At 71.3% G+C, this 21,141-nt stretch carries 24 protein-coding genes; 11 read left to right on the forward strand and 13 right to left on the reverse strand.

The window, feature by feature from the left end:
* Nucleotides 1-32 precede the first annotated feature (32 nt).
* Complete coding sequence (gene sigJ, locus I4Q55_RS28395; RefSeq protein ID WP_307793322.1) at nt 33-896, forward strand: RNA polymerase sigma factor SigJ; 864 nt, start codon at nt 33-35, stop codon at nt 894-896.
* 5 nt (nt 897-901) lie between these two features.
* Here sigJ and I4Q55_RS28400 read toward each other — a convergent pair whose 3' ends face one another.
* Nucleotides 902-1,072 carry a hypothetical protein gene (locus I4Q55_RS28400; RefSeq protein ID WP_206791853.1) on the reverse strand — a complete coding sequence of 57 codons (171 nt, stop codon included), beginning with the start codon at nt 1,070-1,072 and terminating at the stop codon, nt 902-904.
* A gap of 326 nt (nt 1,073-1,398) precedes the next feature.
* Between I4Q55_RS28400 and I4Q55_RS28405 the strand changes: the two genes are divergently transcribed.
* A complete protein-coding gene (locus tag I4Q55_RS28405) occupies nt 1,399-2,328 on the forward strand; it encodes a hypothetical protein (protein ID WP_307793323.1) in 930 nt (309 codons plus the stop codon).
* A gap of 156 nt (nt 2,329-2,484) precedes the next feature.
* Complete coding sequence (gene shbA / locus I4Q55_RS28410) at nt 2,485-3,114, forward strand: RNA polymerase sigma factor ShbA (RefSeq protein ID WP_242546924.1); 630 nt, start codon at nt 2,485-2,487, stop codon at nt 3,112-3,114.
* A 3-nt stretch (nt 3,115-3,117) separates the two neighbouring features.
* Here the strand turns inward: shbA and I4Q55_RS28415 are convergent, their stop codons facing one another.
* The 3 genes from I4Q55_RS28415 to I4Q55_RS28425 form a co-directional block, all read right to left on the reverse strand.
* Nucleotides 3,118-3,420 (reverse strand): cupin domain-containing protein, encoded by a 303-nt coding sequence (locus I4Q55_RS28415; protein ID WP_206791854.1) that lies wholly within the window; start codon nt 3,418-3,420, stop codon nt 3,118-3,120.
* A 16-nt stretch (nt 3,421-3,436) separates the two neighbouring features.
* Nucleotides 3,437-3,925 carry a sigma-70 family RNA polymerase sigma factor gene (locus I4Q55_RS28420; protein ID WP_206791855.1) on the reverse strand — a complete coding sequence of 163 codons (489 nt, stop codon included), beginning with the start codon at nt 3,923-3,925 and terminating at the stop codon, nt 3,437-3,439.
* A 124-nt stretch (nt 3,926-4,049) separates the two neighbouring features.
* Nucleotides 4,050-4,766 carry an SDR family oxidoreductase gene (locus tag I4Q55_RS28425; protein WP_206791856.1) on the reverse strand — a complete coding sequence of 239 codons (717 nt, stop codon included), beginning with the start codon at nt 4,764-4,766 and terminating at the stop codon, nt 4,050-4,052.
* Between the two features lie 87 nt (nt 4,767-4,853).
* Here I4Q55_RS28425 and I4Q55_RS28430 point away from each other — a divergent pair, with 87 nt between their 5' ends.
* Complete coding sequence (locus I4Q55_RS28430; RefSeq protein WP_206791898.1) at nt 4,854-5,387, forward strand: TetR/AcrR family transcriptional regulator; 534 nt, start codon at nt 4,854-4,856, stop codon at nt 5,385-5,387.
* On the opposite strand, the gene I4Q55_RS28435 is transcribed toward I4Q55_RS28430, so the two are convergent.
* Nucleotides 5,384-5,752, reverse strand: a complete 369-nt coding sequence (locus I4Q55_RS28435) for an RNA-binding S4 domain-containing protein (protein WP_307793324.1) — start codon at nt 5,750-5,752, stop codon at nt 5,384-5,386. The two genes, I4Q55_RS28430 and I4Q55_RS28435, sit on opposite strands and share 4 nt — an antisense overlap.
* Before the next feature lie 209 nt (nt 5,753-5,961).
* On the opposite strand from I4Q55_RS28435, the gene I4Q55_RS28440 reads away from it, so the two are divergent.
* A complete protein-coding gene (locus tag I4Q55_RS28440) occupies nt 5,962-7,515 on the forward strand; it encodes a GMC oxidoreductase (RefSeq protein WP_206791857.1) in 1,554 nt (517 codons plus the stop codon).
* Between the two features lie 33 nt (nt 7,516-7,548).
* On the opposite strand, the gene I4Q55_RS28445 is transcribed toward I4Q55_RS28440, so the two are convergent.
* Nucleotides 7,549-8,034 carry a carboxymuconolactone decarboxylase family protein gene (locus I4Q55_RS28445; protein ID WP_206791858.1) on the reverse strand — a complete coding sequence of 162 codons (486 nt, stop codon included), beginning with the start codon at nt 8,032-8,034 and terminating at the stop codon, nt 7,549-7,551.
* Nucleotides 8,031-9,107 (reverse strand): dihydrodipicolinate reductase, encoded by a 1,077-nt coding sequence (locus tag I4Q55_RS28450; protein WP_206791859.1) that lies wholly within the window; start codon nt 9,105-9,107, stop codon nt 8,031-8,033. The genes I4Q55_RS28445 and I4Q55_RS28450 overlap by 4 nt, the downstream gene beginning before the upstream one ends.
* A gap of 112 nt (nt 9,108-9,219) precedes the next feature.
* Here I4Q55_RS28450 and ilvD point away from each other — a divergent pair, with 112 nt between their 5' ends.
* On the forward strand, nt 9,220-10,911 hold the full coding sequence (ilvD, locus tag I4Q55_RS28455; RefSeq protein WP_206791861.1) for a dihydroxy-acid dehydratase: 1,692 nt from the start codon (nt 9,220-9,222) through the stop codon (nt 10,909-10,911).
* Here ilvD and I4Q55_RS28460 read toward each other — a convergent pair.
* Together I4Q55_RS28460 and I4Q55_RS28465 are read right to left on the reverse strand one after the other, a co-directional pair.
* Nucleotides 10,890-12,245 (reverse strand): class I adenylate-forming enzyme family protein, encoded by a 1,356-nt coding sequence (locus tag I4Q55_RS28460; RefSeq protein WP_206791863.1) that lies wholly within the window; start codon nt 12,243-12,245, stop codon nt 10,890-10,892. The two genes, ilvD and I4Q55_RS28460, sit on opposite strands and share 22 nt — an antisense overlap.
* Before the next feature lie 13 nt (nt 12,246-12,258).
* Complete coding sequence (locus tag I4Q55_RS28465) at nt 12,259-12,672, reverse strand: SsgA family sporulation/cell division regulator (RefSeq protein WP_091317062.1); 414 nt, start codon at nt 12,670-12,672, stop codon at nt 12,259-12,261.
* A 321-nt stretch (nt 12,673-12,993) separates the two neighbouring features.
* On the opposite strand from I4Q55_RS28465, the gene sigK reads away from it, so the two are divergent.
* From sigK to I4Q55_RS28485, 4 genes are all read left to right on the forward strand, one after another.
* Complete coding sequence (gene sigK, locus I4Q55_RS28470; RefSeq protein ID WP_242546881.1) at nt 12,994-13,590, forward strand: ECF RNA polymerase sigma factor SigK; 597 nt, start codon at nt 12,994-12,996, stop codon at nt 13,588-13,590.
* Complete coding sequence (locus tag I4Q55_RS28475; RefSeq protein WP_206791864.1) at nt 13,587-14,267, forward strand: anti-sigma factor domain-containing protein; 681 nt, start codon at nt 13,587-13,589, stop codon at nt 14,265-14,267. Before sigK ends, I4Q55_RS28475 begins: the two co-directional genes overlap by 4 nt.
* Nucleotides 14,260-15,753: a molybdopterin-dependent oxidoreductase gene (locus I4Q55_RS28480; protein ID WP_206791865.1), complete on the forward strand. Its 1,494-nt coding sequence runs from the start codon at nt 14,260-14,262 to the stop codon at nt 15,751-15,753. The genes I4Q55_RS28475 and I4Q55_RS28480 overlap by 8 nt, the downstream gene beginning before the upstream one ends.
* A gap of 93 nt (nt 15,754-15,846) precedes the next feature.
* Nucleotides 15,847-16,515 carry a fasciclin domain-containing protein gene (locus I4Q55_RS28485; protein ID WP_206791866.1) on the forward strand — a complete coding sequence of 223 codons (669 nt, stop codon included), beginning with the start codon at nt 15,847-15,849 and terminating at the stop codon, nt 16,513-16,515.
* Nucleotide 16,516: 1 nt separating this feature from the next.
* Here the strand turns inward: I4Q55_RS28485 and I4Q55_RS28490 are convergent, their stop codons facing one another.
* Nucleotides 16,517-17,509: an LLM class flavin-dependent oxidoreductase gene (locus tag I4Q55_RS28490; protein ID WP_206791867.1), complete on the reverse strand. Its 993-nt coding sequence runs from the start codon at nt 17,507-17,509 to the stop codon at nt 16,517-16,519.
* A gap of 44 nt (nt 17,510-17,553) precedes the next feature.
* Nucleotides 17,554-18,207 carry a TetR/AcrR family transcriptional regulator C-terminal domain-containing protein gene (locus tag I4Q55_RS28495; RefSeq protein ID WP_206791868.1) on the reverse strand — a complete coding sequence of 218 codons (654 nt, stop codon included), beginning with the start codon at nt 18,205-18,207 and terminating at the stop codon, nt 17,554-17,556.
* Between the two features lie 133 nt (nt 18,208-18,340).
* Between I4Q55_RS28495 and I4Q55_RS28500 the strand changes: the two genes are divergently transcribed.
* On the forward strand, nt 18,341-19,273 hold the full coding sequence (locus I4Q55_RS28500; RefSeq protein ID WP_242546882.1) for an NAD(P)-dependent alcohol dehydrogenase: 933 nt from the start codon (nt 18,341-18,343) through the stop codon (nt 19,271-19,273).
* On the opposite strand, the gene I4Q55_RS28505 is transcribed toward I4Q55_RS28500, so the two are convergent.
* Nucleotides 19,270-20,199 (reverse strand): dienelactone hydrolase family protein, encoded by a 930-nt coding sequence (locus I4Q55_RS28505; protein WP_206791870.1) that lies wholly within the window; start codon nt 20,197-20,199, stop codon nt 19,270-19,272. The genes I4Q55_RS28500 and I4Q55_RS28505 overlap by 4 nt on opposite strands.
* 198 nt (nt 20,200-20,397) lie before the next feature.
* The gene (locus tag I4Q55_RS28510) at nt 20,398-20,997 is read right to left on the reverse strand and encodes a QsdR family transcriptional regulator (RefSeq protein ID WP_206791873.1); all 600 of its coding nucleotides are present in this window, start codon (nt 20,995-20,997) and stop codon (nt 20,398-20,400) included.
* Between the last annotated feature and the right edge of the window lie 144 nt (nt 20,998-21,141).

Genomic DNA, 21,141 nt, shown 5'->3' on the forward strand with positions numbered 1-21,141 from the left:
CACAAATCGCCGCCCGGGAACGTCGGAAGGGTGTGACTGATGTTCTGCACGAGCGGCCGCGGCTGACCGGCCTCGCCTACCGGCTCCTGGGCTCGCTGAGCGACGCCGAGGACGTCGTCCAGGAGGCCTACGGCCGGTGGTACGCCCTGACCGGGCCGCAACGGGAAGCGATCGAGTCGCCCGGTGCGTGGCTGACGACGGTGGCGAGCCGCATCTGCCTCGACCAGCTCGGTTCGGCTCGCGTCCGGCGAGAGCGGTACTTCGGCGAGTGGCTCCCGGAGCCGCTGCCCGAGCAGGCGGGACCGCTCGCCGACCCGGCCGACCGCGTCACCCTGGACGAGTCGATCACGATGGCGTTCCTCGTCGTGCTGGACGCGATGACGCCGGCCGAGCGGGTGGCGTTCGTCCTGCACGACGTGTTCGGCTACCCGTTCGCCGAGGTGGCGACGGTCCTCGGGCGGTCGCCGGCGGCGTCGCGCCAGCTGGCTTCCTCGGCCCGCCGCCGCGTCCGGGCCGCCCGCCCGCCGGCGCCGGCCCGGGAGAGCGCCGAGGTGGTTCGCGCCTTCAAGCTGGCCTGGGAGGCGGGGGACATCGAGGGGCTGGTCGGGCTCCTCGACCCGGAGGCCACGGTCGTCGCCGACGGCGGCGGGCTGGTCAGCGCGGTCCACCGCCCGGTCGTGGGTGGCGAGCGGGTCGCGCGCTACGCCGTGGACCTCACGGGCCGGATGGCGGCGCTGACGCTCGTGGAGACCACGGTCAACGGGCGGCCGGGCCTGGTCGCCGAGCGGGACGGCGCGATCGTCGCGGTCATGGCCTTCGAAGTGGCGGGCGACGTGGTCCGGCGGATCTGGGCGGTGCGGAACCCCGAGAAGCTCGGCCGCTGGCAGCGGGCGTAGGGCTCTCAGCCGGCCCCGCCGTGGTCGTGCCGGCTCCGCGGCGCCGGCACGACGAACGCGATCACCGCCGCCGCCACCCCGGCGAGCACGGACAGGTGCGCGGCGGCCGGTACGGCGCTGAGCAGGAAAAGCCGTAACGACCCCGAGATCAGCAGGCGCCACATCCTCGGGCTCATGATCACGAGTACCCGCGGCGGGCCGCGGTCAACCGGTGCCGAGGCAACGGAGCGGTCACGTTCACCCGCGGGGGTGGTGCGGTCATTTCGACACCTTCGACAGCGGCGGTCGTGTGGGTTTCCGCCGGAAATCGTTGTGGCGCAATGCGTTCGTTGTCGGCACAACGCCCACAAGTTTCGGCGATTACCCGAATGGCGGAAAAGGAAACCGCGGGATAACGATCCGTTTGCCGGAGCGTGATCGACTGGACATCGGCGGTGGCGCTGGCGAACATTGACCTCCGTGCGTGGGAAGGGGAGGGATGGTGAGCCTCAGTGCGGCGGACGTGGCCGGCGAACTCAAGGCCCTTCGCAAAGGGAGGGCAATTTTCACGACGCCGCTCGCGGACCGGATCGGTCCCGCATTGCGCTCTGCTTGCGGCATTCTCGAAGATGACGGAACCGTGGAGATGCGGCGTAAGCTGTCCGACCGATTGCGGCCGCTGGTCGAGTCGTTGCCGGACGATCTGAAGATCGCTCTGCTCGCCGCGTTCGCGCTCGAGGAGCGGGCGCGGAAACCGTTCTACCAGGAACGGGTGCACTGGGCGGCGATCACGCTCGACCGCGACGACCGGACGGTCCGGCGGCGCATCGACGAGGGGATCGAGCAGATCGCCGCGCTGGCCGTCGCGGCGGCCGTGCCGGCGCCCCGGCACTATCCGGGCCGCGGCTGGCACACCGAAGAACTGCGCGTCACGCTGGCTCTCGACCAGCCGGTGCCGGAGGCGTTCGAATTCCGGCGGGTGGTCGCCGACGCCGACGAAATCGCCGTCCTCGACCTCGCGCTGACGTTGCCGGTGGCCGGCGAATCCGGCGATTCGGTCAGTGCGTCCGATCTCGGAGTCGACGTGTTCCACGGTGGTGTGCTCGCCGATCCGGTGCTGGAATCGAGTGACCGGATCGGGCTGGCGTTGCGCCTGCCGGAGCCGTTGCGCCGCGGGGTGCGGCACGAGGTCGGTCTGCGATTCCGGGCGAAGTTGCGAGAACCGCGTTACGTCTGCGTTCCGCGGCACCCGTGCGACCTTTTCGATCTGCACGTCCGGTTCGGTGAACACGTGCCGGAACGGATCGTGCGGTTGGAAAAGCTTTCCCCCGGCGGGGTGGGCGACTGGTCGCGAACCGGCGCCGCACTGGCCGCCGACGACGCCGGCGAGGTGCACGTCCGGTTCCGGAACCTCGCGCCGGGCTACGCGTACGGAATCCGCTGGACCGATTAACGGACAATATCTGGACAACCAGCGGCACAGTGCAACGTTGCTGGTCAGCGCCTCGATTAGTCCGGATGTCGGACCGGGAACCGTCCAGGCGCCAATATGTCCGTTGTGGACGGACGGCCTCCCGGCGGCGGGCGCGAGGAGGGCGGCGTGGAGACCATGATCGCGGAGGCGGCGGCAGCCGTCGACGGCTACACCGTGCCGGCGGATTCGCCGCGGCCGGAGGGCGGCCTGGCGAAGGAGCGGCTCGACCCGGTGGTGGCCGCGGCGCGCGACGGCGACCCGGACGCCGTCCAGGCGCTGCTGCGGCTCATCAAGCCGACGGTCGTGCGCTACTGCCGGGCGCGGATCGGCGGGCGGGACCTTTCGTACCTCTCGGCCGACGACGTCGCCCAGGAGGTGTGCCTGGCGGTGCTCAAGGTGCTGCCGAACTACCAGGACCGCGGAGGCTCGTTCCTGTACCTGGTGCGCGCGATCGCGGCGAACAAGGTCGCCGACGCCTTCCGCTCGGTGGCCAGGGACCGGTCGAAGCCGGTGCCGGAGCTGCCGGACCGGCCGCTGGGCGGCAACGAGCCCGAGAACCACGTCCTCGAGCTGGACCTCGGCGCCCGGCTGGGCCGGCTGCTCGCGGCGCTGCCGCCGCTGCACCAGGACATCCTGTCGCTGCGGATCGTCGCCGGCCTGTCGGCGAACGAGACGGCGGAGGCGCTGGGCATCTCCGCCGGCAACGTCCGCATCACGCAGTTCCGCGCGCTGACGAAGCTGCGCGGCATGATCGGCGAGCTCTAGGCGTCACTCGAGCCATTCGGTGACGAAGTGGTCGCTTTCGTGGATGTGCACGGCCTCGTAGACGCCGGGGCCGAGCACGGCGAACTTGTGCGGCGTGCCGGCCGGGACGACCAGCACGTCCCCGGCGCCGCCGTCACGCTGTTCGTCGCCGACGGTGAACCGGGCCCGGCCGCGGATGATGACGAACGTTTCGGTGTAGGGGTGCCGGTGCAGCCGCGGCCCGGAGCCGACGACGTCCGTGCTTTCGCGGATGACGGAGACTCCGGACCCGACGTCGCGTCCTTCGAAATTCTCGCTGTCGCTCACCCGGCCAGGGTAGCTCTCAGGGGCTGGTGACGACCTTGCGCAGCTGGCCGAGCGCCCGGTGCTGGGCGACGCGGACCGCGCCCGGGGTCGAGCCCACCGCCGCCGCGGTTTCCTCCGCCGACAGGCCGACCACCACGCGCAGCACGACGATCTCCCGTTGCCGGCGCGGCAGCACGCCGAGCAGCTTCGCCATCCGCTCCCGGAGTTCGCGGCGGAGGGCGTGGTGTTCGGGCCCCAGCGACGAGTCGGGCTCGTCGGGCAGTTCGGCCACCGGCTCGTCCTGCCGCGCGGCCGCCTTGCGCGCGGCGGCGACCCTGGTCCGGGCGATGCCGCAGACGAAGTCCGGGAAGGGCCGTTCCGGCGGTCGCCGCGGCAGGGCTTTGAGGAGCGCCACGCAGACGTCCTGGGCGACGTCGTCGGCCGAGTCGGGGTCCAGCCGCGCGCGGCAGTAGCGCTCCACGAGCGGTCGCGCGGCGGTCAGCGGGTGGTCCGGGGTGGTGGTCATGGCGTCCTCCGTGCGGGGAACTACCCCCATTCGACGCGGATCGACCCGGCCGGCGGGGATTCCCGGCTATTTCCGGAGAGCCGCCCCGTGCGGCGGCGATCCGTTGATCGACGGGGGAGATGACCTAGTCCTGCGCGGTCGGCCGAACGACGATCTCGTTGACGTCGACGTCTTCCGGCTGGTCGATGGCGAACGCGATCGCCCGCGCGATCGCCTCCGGCGGGATCGCCACCGCGTCACGGGCCTCGCCGAGCCTTTCGCGGACCGAAGGCTCCGGGATGCCGTCGATGAAATCGGTGGCGATCATGCCCGGGGACACCAGCGAGACGCGCAGGTCCGCGCCGGCTTCCTGGCGCAGGCCTTCGGAGATCGTGCGGACGGCCGTCTTCGTGGCCGCGTACACCGCCATCGTCGGCACCGTGCGGTACGCCGCGGTCGAGGCCGTGTGCACGAACTGGCCGGAGCCCTGCTCGCGGAACACCGGCAGGGCCGCCGCGATGCCGTGCAGCACCCCCTTGATGTTGACGTCGATCATCGTGTCCCAGTCGTCGGTGCGCAGGGAGTCGAGCGGGGAGATCGGCCCGACGCCGGCGTTGCCGACGAGGACGTCCAGCCTGCCGTGCGTCTCGCGGGCCAGCCGGACCAGCGCGGCGACGTCCGCGGGACGCCGGACGTCGGTCGGCAGGCTGACCGCGCCCAGCCGCTCGGCCAGCGCGTCCAGCCGGTCCTTGCGGCGCGCGCCCAGCACCACCTTCGCGCCGCGCTCGGCCAGCAGGGCGGCCGTCGCCGCCCCGATCCCGCTGCTCGCCCCGGTGATCACGACGACCTTGTTCTCGATCATGGCACTCCTCGAAAGCCAACCGGACATCTGTCCGTTTCGACGGTAGCGGACAGGTGTCCGGTTGGCTAGGGTGATCGGGTGACGCCGATGCGAGCCGACGCCGAGCAGAACCGCGAGCGCATCCTGGAGGTCGCGCGGACCGCGCTCAAAGCCTCCAGCGCGGCCTCACTGCAGTCGATCGCGAAGGCGGCCGGGGTCGGCCAGGGCACGCTCTACCGGCACTTCCCCAGCCGGGAAGCGCTCCTGATCGCGGTGTACCGCCACGACCTCGACGAGCTCATCGCCGCGGCGCCGGCGCTGCTGGCCGAACACGCGCCCGCCGAGGCGCTCCGGCAGTGGTTCGAGCGCCTCGCCGCGTACGGCCGCATCAAGCACGGCGTCGCCGAGGCGGTCGAAGCCGCCACGCGCGCCGGCCTGTCCGGCGAGTACTACGCGCCGGTGGTCCAGGCCATCACGCTGCTGCTCGACGCGGGAAAGGCCGCGGGCTCGCTGCGGGCCGACGTCGACGCCGAGGACGTCCTGCTGCTCGTCGGTTTCCTGTGGCGCAACGACTTCGGTGCCGAGCGCGAAGCCCGCACGCGGCACCTGCTTTCGGTGGTCATGGACGGCTTGCGCCGCTAGGGCTCCTGCTGGGACCGGAACGCGTCCAGCACGCGACGCTCCCTTTTGGTCGGCCGGCCCGCGCCGCGGTCGCGCCGGGCGACCGGGATCGCGGCCTCCGGAGGCGGCTTCGGCGTCCGGTCCACGTAACACGTGGCCGCGTCCGGGGCGCCCACGCGCTTCTGGATCACCCGCACCACGTCGAGCACCTTCGTCGTCCCGCCGACGCGCAGGCGGACCTCGTCGCCCGGGACGACCGTGGTCGCCGGTTTGGCCGGTTTGTCGTTGACGCGCACGTGGCCGCCGCGGCAGGCCGCCGCCGCGTCCGGGCGGGTCTTCGTCAGCCGGACCGCCCAGAGCCAGCGGTCCACTCGGGTGGACTCCACAGTCGTCCATCATGGCCCATTCAGCGGCACGGTCCCGCCACCCCCGACAGGTTACTCGTGGGTACATGTCGACTTGTCTGCACCACCGAGTTATAACTTGTTCTAAATACCTCAACGGTGAGGAACAACACATGAGTGGCGAACCCGTGTGGAGAACAACTTCTGGCTCCGTTTCCCGTCGTCTCTTCATTGCTGGAACTGGTTCTATATTGGCGAGTGCCGCGCTGGCCGGCCGAGCCACGGCCGCACCGTCGCGGCCGGCCGCGATCCCCGACGGCGCCCGCGTGTCCGCGCTGGTGATCGGATCGGGCTACGGCGGCTCGGTCGCCGCCCTCCGGCTCGCCCAGGCCGGCGTCGACGTGCAGCTGGTCGAAATGGGCATGGCCTGGGACACCCCGGGCGCCGACGGCAAGATCTTCTGCACCACGCCCAATCCCGACCAGCGGTCGTTCTGGTTGCGCACCAGGACGAAACAGCCGTTTTCCCAGTTCCTCGGGTTCCCGATCGACAAGGACATCCCGCGCTACACGGGCATCCTCGACGCCGAGGAGTTCGGCGGGATCACCGTGTACCAGGGCCGCGGCGTCGGTGGCGGCTCGCTCGTCAACGGCGGCATGGCCGTCACGCCGAAGCGGGAGAACTTCGGCGCGGTCCTCCCGACGGTCAACGCCGACGAGATGTACGACGTCTACTACCCGCGGGCCAACGCCGGGCTCGGGGTCGCCAACATCCGGCCGGCCTGGTTCGACAGCACCGACTGGTACCAGTTCGCCCGCGTCGGCCGGAAACAGGCCCAGCGGTCCGGGTTCCCGTTCGTGTTCGTCCCGGACGTGTACGACTGGGACTACATGGAGCAGGAGGCGGCGGGCACCGTCCCGAAGTCGGCGCTGGCCGGGGAAATCCTGTTCGGCAACAACTACGGCAAGAAGTCGCTGCAGAAGACGTACCTGCCGAAGATCGCCGCGACCGGCCGGGTCACCATCTCGCCGCTGCACCGCGTGACGCAGGTGCTGCCGGCTTCCGGCGGCGGCTACACCGTGACGATCGAGCAGCTCACCACCGCGGGCGCGGTGTCCACGATCAAGACCGTCACGGCGGACACGGTGTTCTTCGCCGCGGGCAGCGTCGGCACGAGCAAGCTGCTGGTGAAGCTGAAGGCGACCGGCGCGCTGCCGAACCTGAACGCCGAGGTCGGCAAGGGCTGGGGTGACAACGGGAACGTGATGTGCGGCCGCGCCAACCACATCTGGGACCCGACCGGGGCCTCGCAGTCGACCATCCCGTGCGCCGGCATCGACAACTGGGCCGCGGGCGGCGCCTTCGCGGAGGTCGCGCCGCTGCCGACCGGGATCGAGACGTGGGCGTCGTTCTACCTGTCCATCACGAAGAACCCGAACCGGGCGCAGTTCACCTGGAACCCGGCGACGCGCGCGGTGGAGCTCAACTGGCAGACGGCGTGGAAGCAGCCGTCGATCGACATGGCGAAGACCATCTTCGACAAGATCAACTCGACCGAGGGCACGATCTACCGGACCGATCTCTTCGGTGCGTACAAGATCTGGGGCGACCATCTCACCTACCACCCGCTCGGCGGCGCGGTGCTCGGCAAGGCGACCGACAACTACGGCAGGCTCGCCGGGTACCAGGGTCTGTACGCGATCGACGGCTCGCTGATCCCGGGCAACACCAGCGTCAACCCGTTCGTCACCATCACCGCGCTGGCGGAACGCAACATCGAGAAGATCATCGCGCAGGACTTCTGACCCACGACTCGTGAGGGGCGCCGCCCCCGCCCCTCACGACCGGTGGGACGGCAGGACGCAGACCGTGTCCAGGCCCAGGACGTGATTGAGCCGTCCGAACGCCAGCCACGCACCGAGGCTCATCGAAAGCTCGACGATCTCCTGCTGGCTGTACGAAGCAGCCATCCGCTTCCAGAACTCGTCGTCGAGGTTGTGGTGGTCGGTCGCGTACCGCTCGGCGTACTCCGCCGCGAGCCGCGTGCGGTCGTCGAAGCGGTCCGTCGTGCGCCAGTCGAGCACGGCGTCGGCGAACTCCGGCTCGACCTTGACCCCGTCGCGCTCGGTGCGCCAGTCGAGGCAGAAGACGCAGCCGTTGATCTGGGCGATCCGCAGCCGCGCGGCCTCGAACTCCCGCAGCCCCAGCGTCGTGTGCTCGTACACGGCCAGGGAGAACTTGGACGCGGCGATCCCGATGCCGGGCACCATTTCGCCCCAGACGTACCCGATCGGGTCCTTGCCCGCGGGGATGTCGATGTTCACGGACGGCTCCTTCCGAGCTTGCCTGCTGCCGGGCGCAGCGGGACGTCGAGTGCGTCGTAGAGGCCGGGTTCCACCGCGGCCAGCCAGTCGATCGCGCCGACCAGCCGGCCGACGGCGGTGGCGTTCCCGCCCGCGGACCGGTTCTCGCCTTCGTCGGTCGCCTCGACGGTGACCTCGATGCGCGGCCGGCCTTCGATGATCACCCGGTGCGCGCCGTCGCCGCTCGGCGGTGTGGGCCAGTCGGGCGCGCAGGACGGGTGGATGCGCGTGACGTGCTCGATGACGATCCGCGGTTCGCCGCCGACGATGCCCTGCACCTCGAACCGCACCGCGCCCTGGGTGCCCTTCTCGAACTCGCCCATGGTCCGCGTGGTCACGGTCTCCTCGAGCGGCCGCCGGTCGAGCGTCTCGCGCAGCTCCGTCACCTTGACGCCGAGGCCGCGCGCGATCAGCCGGACCTGCCCGCCCCACACCATCGACGGCACGCCGGCCATCAGCATCGGCGGGTCGTAGTCCATCGGCTGCCCCATCCCGACCAGGTACCGGACGGAGTCGGGCTGCTCGTACGTCGAGTAGTCGAAGATCTCCTGGCAGCGGACGACGTCGACGTCGGTGCCGAGCCCGCTGACCAGCAGCGGCAGCACGTCGTTGCCCCAGCCGGGGTCGACGCCGGAGACGAACAGCGACCCGCCGCCGTCCTCGATCGCGGCCAGTACCGGGTTCCGCAGCTCTGGAGGCGCGTTCCGCTGGTCGTAGAGGGGGTACAGGGCCGGCGTGACGACGATCGCGCCCGCCCGGACCGCGCGCACGATGTCGGCGTGCGCGTCGTCGAACCGGACGTCACCCGAAGCGGCATACACGATCGCGCGGGGGCTCGCGGCCAGGACGGCGTCGATGTCGTCCGTCGCGGCGACGCCCAGCGGGCCGGTGCCGGCCAGCTCGCCCGCGTCCTTGCCGACCTTCGCGGGGTCGTGGACGAGCACCGCGGTGAGCTTCAGCGCCGGGTGGGCGTCGACGGCCCGGATTGCCGCACGGCCGACGTTGCCCGTGCCCCACACCACTGTGGCGATCATGCGCCGAGCTTTCGCCTTTTGCGCGGCTCCGGGAAGGGATTCGTTCCGGCCAGCGGACCGCGCGAGCGTTGGTAACATGACCAGCGCCCGAACGTCGTATCGGAGGCCCGCGATGACGATCGACCCGAAGCCCCGCAGCCGCACGGTGACCGACGGGATCGAGGCCGCGCCCGCCAGAGGCATGCTGCGCGCGGTCGGGATGGGCGACGGCGACTGGCGGAAACCGATCATCGGCGTCGCCAGTTCGTGGAACGAGATCACGCCGTGCAACCTGTCGCTGGACCGGCTGGCCCAGGCGTCGAAGGAAGGCGTGCACGCGGCCGGCGGCTACCCGCTGCAGTTCGGCACGATCTCGGTGTCCGACGGCATCTCCATGGGCCACGACGGCATGCACTTCTCGCTGGTCTCCCGCGAGGTCATCGCCGACTCGGTCGAGACGGTCATGCAGGCCGAGCGGCTCGACGGCTCGATCCTCCTGGCCGGCTGCGACAAGTCGCTGCCGGGCATGCTGATGGCCGCCGCGCGCCTCGACCTGGCCTCGGTGTTCCTCTACGCGGGCACGATCGCCCCCGGCTGGGTGAAGCTCACCGACGGCACCGAGAAGGACGTCAGCATCATCGACGCCTTCGAAGCGGTCGGGGCGTGCCGGGCCGGGCGTCTGGGCACCGCCGATCTCGACCGCATCGAACGCGCCATCTGCCCGGGCGAAGGCGCGTGCGGCGGGATGTACACCGCGAACACCATGGCGTCGGCTGCCGAAGCCATGGGGATGAGCATGCCGGGGTCGGCCGCGCCGCCGTCCGCGGACCGTCGCCGCGACCACTACGCCCACCTTTCGGGGGAAGCCGTGGTCGGCCTGCTCGAAAAGGGCATCACCGCGCGGGACATCCTGACCAGGGAGGCGTTCGAGAACGCCATCACCGTCGTGATGGCCCTCGGTGGTTCGACCAATGCGGTGCTGCACCTGCTGGCCATCGCGCACGAGGCGAAGGTTTCGCTGACCCTCGACGACTTCAACCGCGTCGGCGACCGCGTCCCGCACTTGGGCGACCTGAAGCCGTTCGGCAAGTACGTCATGCAGGACATCGATCGCCACGGCGGCATCCCGGTGCTGATGAAGGCGCTGCTCGACGAAGGATTGATCCACGGCGACGCCCTGACCGTCACCGGCCGCACGGTCGCCGAGAACCTCGCCGAGCTCGACCCCGGCCCGATCGACGGTGAGGTGCTGCGCGGTCTGGACAACCCGCTGCACCCGACCGGCGGCATCACCATCCTGCGCGGCTCGCTCGCGCCGGAGGGCGCGGTCGTGAAGTCCGCGGGCTTCGACACGGCCAACTTCGAGGGCCCGGCGCGCGTGTTCGAGCGCGAGCAGGAGGCGATGGCGGCCCTGAACGAGGGCCGGATCGAGGCCGGCGACGTCGTCGTCATCCGTTACGAAGGCCCCAAGGGCGGCCCGGGCATGCGGGAGATGCTGGCGATCACCGCGGCGATCAAGGGTGCCGGGCTCGGTCGCGACGTCCTGCTGCTGACCGACGGCCGGTTCTCCGGCGGGACCACCGGCCTGTGCATCGGCCACGTCGCACCGGAGGCGGTCGACGGCGGGCCGATCGCGTTCGTCCGCACCGGCGACCGGATCGCCGTCGACATCAAGGCCCGCAGCATCGACCTGCTGGTCGACGCGGCCGAGCTGGCCCGGCGCCGCGAGGACTGGGAGCCGCTGCCGAACAAGTTCGGAGAGGGCGTCCTCGGCAAGTACGTGAAGCTGGTGCGGTCGTCGTCCTACGGGGCCGTCACGAGCTGAACGAGGGCGCGCTTGTCGACCTTGCCGACGTCGGTGAGCGGCAGCGCGGCGATGAAGGCCACGGCCGCCGGGACGTAGTGCTCCTGACCGAAGATTTCGCGGGTGTGTGCCTGCAGGGCAACCGCCGTGACTTCGCTCGTGGCGACGACGACGGCGTGCAGCCGATCGCCGTGGCCGAAGACGGCCGCGCTGCGCACGGCCGGGTGCGTCGCGAGGGCGTGTTCGACGACGGTCGTGGGCACCTTCGTGCCGTGCTCGCCGACCACGACGACGTCGTCCGCGCGGTCGAGCAGGTAGAGGTAGCCCTCGTCGTCGAAGCGGCCGAGGTCGCCGGTGCGCAGCCAGCCCGCGCCGATGTCCGGGCCGCCGAGGTAACCGTCCATCATGGACAGTCCGCGCACCTCGACCTCGCCGTCGGCGGTGATGCGGGCTGCCATGCCCGGCACGATCCGGCCGACCGAGCCCAGCCGTTCCGGGCGGTCGAGCAGCTCGGCGGCGGAGATGCTCGCGATCATCGGCGCCTCGGTGAGGCCGTAGCCCTGGCCGACGACCGGGCCGAAGACGTCGAGGGCCTGCGCGAGCCGGTGCGGCGGCAGCGGCGCGGCGCCGAGGGAGAGCGAGCGGACGCTGGTGAGGTCGGTTTCCGGGCACTTCGGGTGGTCCAGGACGGCGGCCAGCCGTGGTGGGGTGAGCGAGAGCGTGTCGATCCGGTGTTCCTGGATCGCGCCGAGGACGGCTCCCGCGTCGAAACCGTCGTGGACGACGACGGTGTCCTGCCGCAGCAGCGCACCGAGCACGGTGGCGTTGCCGGTCATGTGCGTCATCGGCGCGACCAGCAGCGTCCGGCCCGGACCGTCCGGCGACGGCGCGAAGATGTGCGCCATGCCGTCGTAGATGCCGCTGTGGCGGATCAGCTTCGGCGTGCCGGTGGTGCCGCCGGTGGGGAAGAGCAGGCGGACGGCCGCCGGCGGGTGCAGTGGCTCGGGTTCGGCGTCGAGGTCGCCGAGGGTGCGGACGTCGCCCGCGGGCCAGTCGTGCGGGCGGTCGGTGACGACGGTGGCGCCACGCGCCGCGGCGAGCCGGTCTCGGGTGGGCGCCGAGGCCGGGACCAGGAGCACGGTCGCGCCGCGCAGGAGGGCGGCCAGCTGGACGAGGACCGTCTCGGGCCGGTTGCGCAGGTCGACGGCGAGGGTTCCGACATCGCCGAGCCCGCCGTGCAGGCGGCGCAGCCGGTCGCGGGCCTGGTGGTAGGTGGTGACGCCGTCTTGGACGAAGAGCGGACGGTCACCGCCGTCGTCGAGCGCGGCGAGGACCTTCGTCAGGAAGAAGCTCACCCGGGGACGGTATCTAGTCCTGGTACGACAGCTTCGCCAGTTCCTCGTCGAAGTCGAACCAGTCGCTCTCGCTGCCGGCCGGGATGACGTCGTAGGTGCGGTCGAGGAAGGCCGCGATCTCCTTCGCGGGCGCTTCGAGCACCGCGGCGCCGTCGGGCGAGCTCAGCTCCACGACGACCAGCGCCGGGTCGCCGGCCGGCCCGATCCGGACGTCGCCGTCGCCGCAGCGGGCGAGCAGGCCGTCGGCGAGCAGGTCGCGGCCGAAGAGCCACCGGACCGCGCTCGGGCCGGCGTGCAGCACCACGGCGACCGCGTACGGGTCGCGGGTGTCGTACTCCAGCTCGGCCGGCACCGGTCGCGGCCCGGCCCCGAAGGTGCGCAGGGCGAAGTCGATGCTGGCGCTGGTCACGGTGTGCGGGTCGGCCATGGTGGCCCCTTTGCTACTCGTCGGTTAACTTCCGCTGCTTCCAGGGATAACCCATAGTCAGTTCAACGCCCAGCGTTCCGAAAAACTTTCACACGCGAGGGTGATCAAGAAGTGTCCGAGGTCACCGTCAGCGTGGCCGAACGGGCAACTCCCTCACACGCCGTGACCAACGGTGACAGGTATTCGGAGCCGTGCCGCTGCCGGATGGGTCCCGGCGCCGGAGTTGCGCCGTCCGGGTGGGAAGGGTCACCGGACACCAGTCCGGGCCGCCGTCCGGCCGCGAACCCCCGGGCAAGTCAGGGGTGACTGGAGGACTCGGGCATGGGTGAGCGTGGGCGGTTGCGGCTGCCACCGGACGAGGCACCGGCGCCCGCGCCGAGCGCCGAAGAGCTGCTCCGGCGCGTGGCGGCCGGCGACGAGACGGCGTTCGCGTCGCTCTACGACCTCGTCGCCGGTCCGGTGCTGGGCCTGGCGACGCGCGTGCTGCGCAGTCACGCGCAGGCCGAGGAAGTGGCGCAGGAGGTGCTGGTGGAGGTGTGGCGCAAGGCCACGCGGTACGAGCCGGAGCGCGGCAGCGCGCTGTCGTGGGTGCTGACCATCGCCCACCGCCGGGCCGTGGACCGCGTGCGCGCGCACCAGGCCGGCGTCGACCGCGAGGAGCGGGCCGGCCTGATGGACGTGCGGCGGCCGTTCGACGAGGTCACCGAGTCCGCGCTGGCCGGCCTGGAGCGGCAGCGGGTGCGGCAGTGCCTGGCCGCGCTGACCGACCTGCAGCGCGAGTCGATCGTGCTGGCCTACTACAACGGCTACACCTACCCCGAGGTCGCCGAGGTGCTGCAGGTCGCGCCGGGCACGGTCAAGACCCGCATCCGCGACGGCCTGATCCGGCTGCGCGACTGCCTGGGGGTGGACCGGTGACCGCCGAGCTGCACACGCTGACCGGGGCCTACGCCCTGGACGCCGTGTCCGATGTGGACCGTGCCGAGTTCGAACGCCACCTCGGCCGGTGCGCTGCCTGCCGTCAGGAGGTCGCGGAGCTGCGGGCGACCGGCGCGCGGCTGGCCCTGGCCGCCGCGGTGGAGCCGCCGCCGTCGCTGAAGCCGCTGGTGCTCGCCGACATCGCCCGCACCCGGCAGCTACCACCGAAGGTGCCGGTGCCGCGCCGGCTGAGCCGGGCCAAGACGTGGCAGCTGCGGGTCTCGCTCTTCGGGGCGGCCGCCGCGGCCGTGGTGGCGGTCGTCCTCGGCGTCGCCCGGACGCCGGCGCCCGTCGACCCGGTGCTGAGCGCGCCGGACGCCGCCGCGATTGAGGGGACCGGCCAGGGGCACGCCACCCTCGTCGTCTCGCGCAGCCGGCACCAGGCCGTGCTGCTCGCGTCGGACCTGCCCGCGCTCGACGCCGGCCACGTCTACCAGGTGTGGCTCATCGGCCCCGCCGGCGCGCGGTCGGCCGGGCTGATGACGGCCGAGCCGTCGCAGCGGATGCTGGTGGCCGACCTCCCGCCGGACGTCGACCGGATCGGGATCACCGTCGAGCCGGCCGGCGGTTCGCCCGGCCCGACGACGCCCGCCGTCACCAGGATTTCCCTTGCTTAGCCGGTGGCCGGCCGCTCTGATCGGTGTCCTGGCGCTCGCGGCGGCCTTGGCGGCAGGCCACCTCGTCGCCGGGTTCGTGGGTGTGAACGCGTCGCCGTACCTGGCGGTCGGCAACGGTGCCATCGACCTGACTCCGGTGTGGCTCAAGGACTTCGCGGTCCGCACGTTCGGCACCTACGACAAGCTCGTGCTGCTGTCCGGGATGGCCGTGGTCATGGTGGTCGTGGCGGCGGTGGCGGGCCTGCTGTCCCGGCGCACTCCGGTGCCGGGGCTGGTGGTGATCACCGGGTTCGGGCTCGTCGGCCTCGTCGCGGTCTACGCGCGGCCGGACCTGGACGCCGTCGCGCTGCTCGCCCCGCTGGCGAGCCTGGCTGCCGGAGTCGGGACGTTCGCCTTCCTGCGCCGGCTCGACGTCGTCCCGGACCGCTCGCGCCGGACGGTGCTGCTGGCGGGGGTCGTCGCGGGGGCCGGGATCGCGGGCCTCGGCGGGCAGCTGCTCGCCGGCCGCCGGGACGCGGCGTCGTCACGCGAAGCGGTCGGGCGGCTCGTCCCGGTCCGGACCGCGCCGACGATCCCGGCCGACGCCGACTTCGCGAAGCTGGGGACTCCGACGTTCCTGACCCGCAACGACCGCTTCTACCGCGTGGACACCGCGCTGACCGTGCCGCAGGTGCGGGCGGAGGACTGGAGCCTGCGGCTGTACGGGATGGTCGACCGCGAGATCCGCTACCGCTACGGCGACATCCGGAACCGGCCGCTGGTGGAACGCACGATCACGATGACCTGCGTGTCCAACGAGGTCGGCGGCACCTACGTCTCCACCGCGAACTTCGCCGGTGTCGACCTGGCCGACCTGCTCGAAGAGGCCGGCGTGCGACCCGGTGCCGAGCAGCTCTTCTCGTCCAGTGTGGACGGCTGGACGTCCGGCAGCCCGCTCGCGGCGGCGCTGGACCCCTCGCGCGGGGCCATGCTCGCCATCGGCATGAACGGCGAGCCGCTGCCGATCGAACACGGTTTCCCGGCCCGGCTGGTCATTCCCGGGTTGTACGGGTACGTGTCGGCGACGAAATGGGTGACCGATCTCGAAGTCACGACCTGGGACGCGCGTCAGGCGTATTGGCTGAAACGCGGGTGGGGGCGTGAGGCGCCGATCAAGACCCAATCGCGGATCGACACGCCGAAAGGTTTCGAAACAGTTCCGGCGGGAAAGGTCCGCGTCGCCGGGATCGCCTGGGCGCAGCACACCGGCATCGCCAAGGTCGAGCTGCGCGTGGACAACGGGCCGTGGCGGGAAGCCATGCTGTCACACGAGGTAAACCCGGACACCTGGCGCATGTGGTGGCTCGAGTTCGACGTCGCACCCGGCGGGCACCAGGTCGTCTGCCGGGCGACCGACAAAAGCGGGTACACGCAGACGGAAATGCGCGCCGGAACCGTTCCGGACGGCGCGACCGGGTGGCACAGCATCGCCTTCACAGCGCGGTGACTCGCATCACTCGAATGGGTGCCAATCCGATTCACCGGTAGTTCCGAATACCGATCAAGAAGAAGTTATCAGCCGATTGTGGGAGTGATTTTCGTGACCAAGCTCCGTGTCGCCGGGATCGGCGTCACCGCCGTCGCCGCCCTTTCGCTGACCGCGTGCAGCGGTAGCGACACCGCTTCGTCGGGTGGTTCCAGCAGCTCGATGACGCCGCCGGCGCCCGCGACGTCGTCCAGCATGGCGTCCGGTTCCGGCAACGGCATGACCACCAACGCCGACGTCTTCGGTCCGGCCTGTGCGCAGCTGCCGCAGGGCTCCGCGCCGGGCTCGCTGGACTCGATGGGCCCGCAGCCGGTCGCCTCGGCCGCGTCGACCAACCCGCTGCTGACCAAGCTGGTGGCGGCGGTCAAGGCCACCAACCTGGTCGACACGCTGAACAGCCAGGAGGCCATCACGGTCTTCGCGCCGGCCGACCCGGCGTTCGCCGCGCTGGGCGACGCCAAGTTCAACGAGCTCGCCGGCAAGCCCGCCGAACTGGCGCCGATCCTGCAGTACCACGTCGTCGGCAAGCGTTACGACGCCACGGGTCTCGCGGCCGCGGGCTCGGTCGACACGCTGAACACCGCCGGCGGCCCGGTGAAGATCGAGGGCTCCGGCGAGAACCTGACGGTCAACGGCGCGAAGGTCCTGTGCGGCAACATCCCCACGAAGAACGCCACGGTCTTCGTGATCGACAAGGTGTTGACGCCGGGTACCAACCAGTGACCTAGCGTCCCAGCAACGGACCCAGGCGTTCCGCGATGTCGGTGAGGATCTGCACGTAGTCTTCGTGCTCGAAGGTGAACGGCAGGGCGAAAGCCACCTCGTCGATCTCGCGGAACGCCGCGTGTGCGTGCAGCCGCTCGGCGATTTCCGCGGACGTGCCGACGAAGTCGGGGGAGAACAGCATCCGCGCGGGACCTTGCGGTTCTTTGGTGCGGGGCAGCCGTTTTCCGGCGTAGGCCTCGTACTTGGCGCGCTGTTCCGGCGTCGCGCTGTCGGTGGGGATCACGACCAGGCCCTGGGAGACGCGCCCGGCGGGGTGGTGCTCGCGGAACGTCCGGATGTGCGAGAGCTGGATTTCGGCGAAGTCCGTGCTCTCGTCTTCGGCCTTGACCACGCTGCTGGTCAGGAAGTTCATCCGGTGCTTGCCCGCCCACTCCGCCGAGCGCAGGCTCGCGCCGCCGTACCAGAGGCGGTCGCCGAGCCCGGGTGCCTGCGGCTGGACGCGGTCGGAGAACACCTCGAACCCCTGCGTCCCGCTGAACCCGGTGGCCGGTTCGCCGCGCACGAAGCCGAGCAGCCGCTGCACGCGGTCGTAGGAGAAGTTCTCGGCGTCGGCGGTGTCCGGGTAGAGGGCGTGCTTGACGTCGTCCCAGCGCATCGGCGGGCCGACGCTGAGGCCGGGGTTGAGCCGGCCGCCGGAGAGCAGGTCGACGGTGGCGAGGTCCTCGGCCAGCCGCAGCGGGTTCTCCCAGCCGAGCGGGATCACGGCGGTGCCGAGGTCGATCCGGCTGGTCCGCTGCGACGCGGCGGCCAGCACGGCGACCGGGGAGGAAATGCCGTACTGGAGGTGCCGGTGGCGCACCCAGGCGCTGTCGAACCCGAGCCGTTCACCCAGCTCGATGATCTCCAGCGTCGACTCGTGGCCGCGGCGCGGGTCGGCCGCGTCGAACAGGCCGATGGTCAGGAAGCCGAGCTTCCGCAGTGGTCGTGACACAGTTCGATTTTGCCCCGGTGAGCGGGGTCATCCCAGCTGGTGGACTACCGCAGCCGGTCGAGGCCGTCGAGGATGAGGTCGAGACCGAACTCGAACTCGGTCTGGTCGTCGCACCAGCCCAGGGTGGAGTCCGGGTCGTCGTGGGCGATCTCGCTCATCAGCCTGGTCAGGTTCGGCAGCTGCCAGGACAGATCCACCGGCACCTCGGCCGACTCGCCGGCGCTCGGGTCGAACGGCTCCTGGCTGAACCCGAGCGCACGGCTGCCGAGCGCGTGCAGCGCGTGGTGCACCAGGTCGTAGGAGAACCCGCCGTCGCGCATCAGGCCGACCAGGGTGTCGTAGTAGCGCAGGACCTCGGTGCTCGTCGACGACCGCGTCTCGAACAGCTCCGGCGCCCAGCGGTGCCGGAGGAACACCTGCCGCGCCGCCAGGATCCGCTGCCGCACCGCCGTCTTCCAGGCCGGCGATGGCTCGACGCGGGCGACGGCCTCGTTGATCTCGGCGGCCACGACGTCGACGATGCCGTCGAGCACGTCTTCCTTCTTCGCGACGTGGTAATAGAGCGACATCGCCTCGGCGCCGAGCTCTTCAGCGAGCCGGCGCATGGTCAGCGCCCGCAGCCCGTGTTCGTCCGCGAGGTCGACGGCCGCGCGCAGGACGCGTTCGCGGCTCAGGGGCATCCGCGCGTCGGTTGTCACCCACAAGATCGTACAAGGTAAGGCGTCCTTGACCACAGGCCCGGCGCGGAGCTACCTTACGGCGTACGACTTACAACGTAAGGGGGCAGTGATGAAGGCTCTGGTTCAGCGTGCGTACGGTTCTGCGGATGGGTTGACCTGGGAAGATCTGGCCGACCCGGTGCCCGGTGCCGGTGAGGTGCTGGTCCGGGTGCACGCCACTTCGGTCAACCCGTACGACTGGCACTTCCTGAGAGGCGAGCCGTACGTGGCCCGTCTGATGCCCGGCGGTTTCGGTCTGCGTCCGCGGGCCGGCATCCTCGGCTGCGACCTGGCCGGGCGGGTCGAGACGGCCGGCGCGCGGTTCGCGCCCGGCGACGACGTCTACGCGCTGCTGCCGCGGGGCGCGCACGCCGAGTACGTCTGCGTGCGCGAGGACCTGCTCGCGCCGATGCCATCGAACCTCACCCACGAGCAGGCGGCGGCGATGCCGATGGCGGCCGTCACGGCGCTGCTGGCCCTGCGGGGTGTCGAAGCCGGGCAGCGGGTACTGGTCAACGGCGCTTCCGGCGGGGTCGGGACGTTCGCCGTCCAGCTGGCGAAGGCGCTCGGCGCGCAGGTCGACGCGGTGTCCACCAATGCCTCTTTGGTGCGCTCGCTCGGCGCGGAGCGTGTTTTCGACTACCGGGCGGAGGACTTCACGCGCAGCGGCCGCCGCTACGACTTCGTGCTGGACATCGCCGGCGGCCGGTCGGTGTTCGCCTGCCGGCGGGTGCTCGCGCGGGATGGAACCTTCGTCGCTGTAGGCGGCCCACCCGGGCGGTGGGTGCAGCCGGCGGGTCACGTCTTCGCGGCGCTGGCGTCCGGGCCGGTGGCGCGCCGGCGGGTCGTACTCGCGGACGCCGTGGCGTGCCCGGACAAGGCGGCGGCCCTCCGGGAGCTGGCCGGTTTCGTGGAGCGTGGCGCGGTCACGCCGGTCGTCGACCGGAGCTACCCGTTCGACGACCTGCGCGCCGCGTTCGCCTACTCCGAAGCCGGGCACGCCAAGGGCAAGATCGTCGTCACCCTCGGCGTGCCCGGTGCCTAGCCGTTGTGCGGGCAGTTGCCGCGGTAGTCCGAAATGGACAGGCTGGTGCCCGGGATCGGGCAGAGGAACTGCTCGTACCGCGTGTCGTCGTCGATGAAGCGCTTGAGCCAGGACAGCGTGTACTTCGCGATCGTCGTGTTGGAGGTGTTCGGCGCGAAGTGGCTGGCGCCGCGCAGTTCGAGGTACGCGCGGTCCAGAGTGGACGGAAGACTGGTGTAGAACGGGATCGAGTGCGACGCCACCGGCGCGATGGTGTCCGACTGCGCCCCGACCACGAGCGTCGGCACCCGCAGCGTTGACCAGTTCTTCGTCAGGTTCCAGCCGGTCAGCGGCACCGCTGCCTGCAGCGACGGCCGGGAGCGGGCGGCTTCGAGCGTGCCGCCACCACCCATGGAGTGCCCGACGACGCCGAGCCTGCTGCTGTCGATCCGCGAGCGGACACTGCTTTGCTGCGTCAGGTAGTCCAGGGAGGAGAGGAGTTGCCGGCCGCGGCTGTCGGGCTGGTCCGAGGTGGTCAGGGTGTCGATGGTGAACACCACGAAGCCCTGCGACGCCAGGCGTGGGCCCAGCCAGGCGATGCTCGACTGGGTGGCGGTGAAGCCGGGCGCGATCGAGATCGCGCCGAACGTGCCGGCGGTCGTGGTCGTCGGGTAGTAGATGGTGCCGCCGCCGAAGCCGGAGACAGCCAGCCGCGACACCGTCACGGTGCTCGTCGCGAACGAACCGCGGGAGGCTTCGATGCTGGCGGTGGTCGGGTCGGGGCCCCGCTCGTAGGGGTTCGCGGCGGCGGGTGCCGGCGCGGCGACCGCGGTGGTCAGCGCCAGGGCGGCCAGCACGACGCCGGCGGTCCTGGCACGCCAACCGTGGTGGCGGGAAATTTTCTCACGCGAGCCGGACGTCGTCGGCGGGCTGGTGAGTGCGGACATGGATCGCTCTCTTTCCCCGGGCAGGCGAAAGCGCGCCCGGACACAGACGGGCGGATCGGCAGAACTGGTGCACGGCAACGGAAGGACGTGCCGCGGGCGGGGTGCGGGGTAACCGCTTCCCCGTCGCCTATGAAACACCTTGGCGAAATGTTCCACATCCTCCGAACGGGGGAGTGGTCTGACGAACTGTGCGGTCGCTCAGTGCACGTGCACCGGCTCCAGGGCACCGCGTACGAGGGTGTCGACCAGTGTCGTCGCGACGGTGAGGTCGACCGAGCGGGCGGCGAGGACGTCGGAGTACAGGAACGACTCGCCGAGCCGGACGACCGCGAAGGCCAGGTCCGGCAGCCCGACGAGCGGCGCCAGCCCGGCGGCGTCGGCGTCGGCCCGGAACAGCTCGACGTGCGCGTCGACCAGCCCGGGCTGCACGGCGCCACGCGGGTCGGTCAGCACGCGGAGGGCGACCGCCGACTCCGCCTCGATCAGCTTGCGCATGCCTTCGCTGCCGGCGACTTCGCGGCGGTAGGCCTCCATCACCCACAGGCAGCGCAGCCGGCCATCCGGCGCGCGGACGACGTCGCCGTGCTGGGCGCGCCAGCCGTCGAGCGACCGTTGCCAGTTCCGCTCGGACAGCAGCCGCAACGCGGCGCCCATGAGGTCGTCGCGGTTGCCGACGCGCCGGAAGAAGGTGGTGCGCGAGATCCCGAGCTCGGTCGCCATCCGCCCGAGGTCGAGGCGCGTCCCGGCCATCAGCAGCCGGGCCGCGTGCCGGACGATGTCGTCGGTCGAGACGGTCACCGGTTCACCCTAGCTTCGGGGGGTGTCCCTATGTGGTTGTCAAGCGGCAGTGGGGGCCGGAGCGGGTTCGGGATGCCGGTAGTGGGTGCCGTTGCGGAGCATGGCGTAGAGGACGTCGCAGCGGCGGCGGGCGAGGCAGATGAG

Source organism: Amycolatopsis sp. MtRt-6, from assembly GCF_017308975.1.
Classification (GTDB): Bacteria; Actinomycetota; Actinomycetes; order Mycobacteriales; family Pseudonocardiaceae; genus Amycolatopsis.

Bases quoted from the DNA above. Each gene is read 5' to 3' on its own strand.
- I4Q55_RS28400 (WP_206791853.1), bottom strand. From the start codon at position 1,072: ATGAGCCCGAGGATGTGGCGCCTGCTGATCTCGGGGTCGTTACGGCTT.
- shbA (WP_242546924.1), top strand. From the start codon at position 2,485: ATGATCGCGGAGGCGGCGGCAGCCGTCGACGGCTACACCGTGCCGGCG.
- I4Q55_RS28420 (WP_206791855.1), bottom strand. From the start codon at position 3,925: ATGACCACCACCCCGGACCACCCGCTGACCGCCGCGCGACCGCTCGTG.
- I4Q55_RS28425 (WP_206791856.1), bottom strand. From the start codon at position 4,766: ATGATCGAGAACAAGGTCGTCGTGATCACCGGGGCGAGCAGCGGGATC.
- I4Q55_RS28430 (WP_206791898.1), top strand. From the start codon at position 4,854: ATGCGAGCCGACGCCGAGCAGAACCGCGAGCGCATCCTGGAGGTCGCG.
- I4Q55_RS28450 (WP_206791859.1), bottom strand. From the start codon at position 9,107: ATGATCGCCACAGTGGTGTGGGGCACGGGCAACGTCGGCCGTGCGGCA.
- ilvD (WP_206791861.1), top strand. From the start codon at position 9,220: ATGACGATCGACCCGAAGCCCCGCAGCCGCACGGTGACCGACGGGATC.
- I4Q55_RS28465 (WP_091317062.1), bottom strand. From the start codon at position 12,672: ATGGCCGACCCGCACACCGTGACCAGCGCCAGCATCGACTTCGCCCTG.
- sigK (WP_242546881.1), top strand. From the start codon at position 12,994: ATGGGTGAGCGTGGGCGGTTGCGGCTGCCACCGGACGAGGCACCGGCG.
- I4Q55_RS28505 (WP_206791870.1), bottom strand. From the start codon at position 20,199: ATGTCCGCACTCACCAGCCCGCCGACGACGTCCGGCTCGCGTGAGAAA.